General features: G+C 63.2%; 1 protein-coding gene. It reads right to left on the bottom strand.

Annotated features, from left to right (window positions below):
- A partial coding sequence (locus tag B7R22_RS18110; RefSeq protein WP_116413093.1) for an IS256 family transposase occupies window positions 1-836 on the bottom strand: 836 nt, incomplete at its 3' end.
- Window positions 837-957 lie beyond the last annotated feature (121 nt).

A 957-nucleotide genomic window follows, 5' to 3' on the forward strand; every position in this document is an offset into this window, starting at 1 on the left:
GTGCGGATGATCGAGGCGACCATGTCCTGGCTGCCCTTCGGAACAACGGAGAGAACGTTGCGCATGAAGTGGACCCGGCACCGCTGCCACGCAGCACCCTGGAACACGGTCCCGATCGCTTTCTTCAACCCGGAGTGCGCATCAGACATGACCAGCTTCACCCCGTCGAGGCCACGCACTTTCAACGAACGGAGAAACGCAGTCCAAAACCCTTCGTTCTCGGTATCTCCGACGTCGAAGCCGAGGACCTCCCGACGCCCGTCGGCGGCCACCCCAACGGCGACGACGATGGCCTGCGAGACGATCCGATGGTTCACCCGCGCTTTGCAGTACGTCGCGTCGAGGAACACGTACGGGTAGTCCAGGGCCGACAGGGACCGGTCGCGGAACTGCGCCACCTCCGCGTCCAGGCCAGCGCAGATCCTCGACACCTCCGACTTCGATATCCCCGTATCGGCGCCGAGCGCCTTGACCAGGTCGTCGACTTTCCGGGTCGAGACACCGTGCAAATACGCTTCCATCACCACCGCGAACAACGCCTGGTCGATACGCCTGCGGCGTTCCAGCAGGGCGGGGAAGAACGTGCCAGCGCGCAGCTTCGGGATCTTGAGATCCAGTTCCCCAGCGGTCGTTGTCAGCACCCGAGCCCGGCTGCCGTTGCGGTGAGTGGTGCGTTCCTCGGAGCGCTCGAACGGGGCGGCGCCGATGAACGCGGTCGCTTCCGCATCGATCAGCTCCTGGTAAAGCGTCTCGGTCGCGACCCGAATCCGGTCGGTGACGTCGGTGAGTTTCAGCTCGCCGAGAAGGTCGAGCAGGGCAGACTGGTCTAAAGCCATCGTGTGGTGTCCTTTGCGTGAGAGTTTTAGTCGGTTCTCACTGACCATCACACGGTGGCTTCTCACGTCGACGATGCAACGCTCAAGAACCCGAAACCCCACCACTCACAGGGACGTCACC

The sequence above is a fragment of the Subtercola boreus genome (assembly GCF_003399635.1).
In the GTDB taxonomy this organism is placed as follows: Bacteria; Actinomycetota; Actinomycetes; order Actinomycetales; family Microbacteriaceae; genus Subtercola; species Subtercola boreus_B.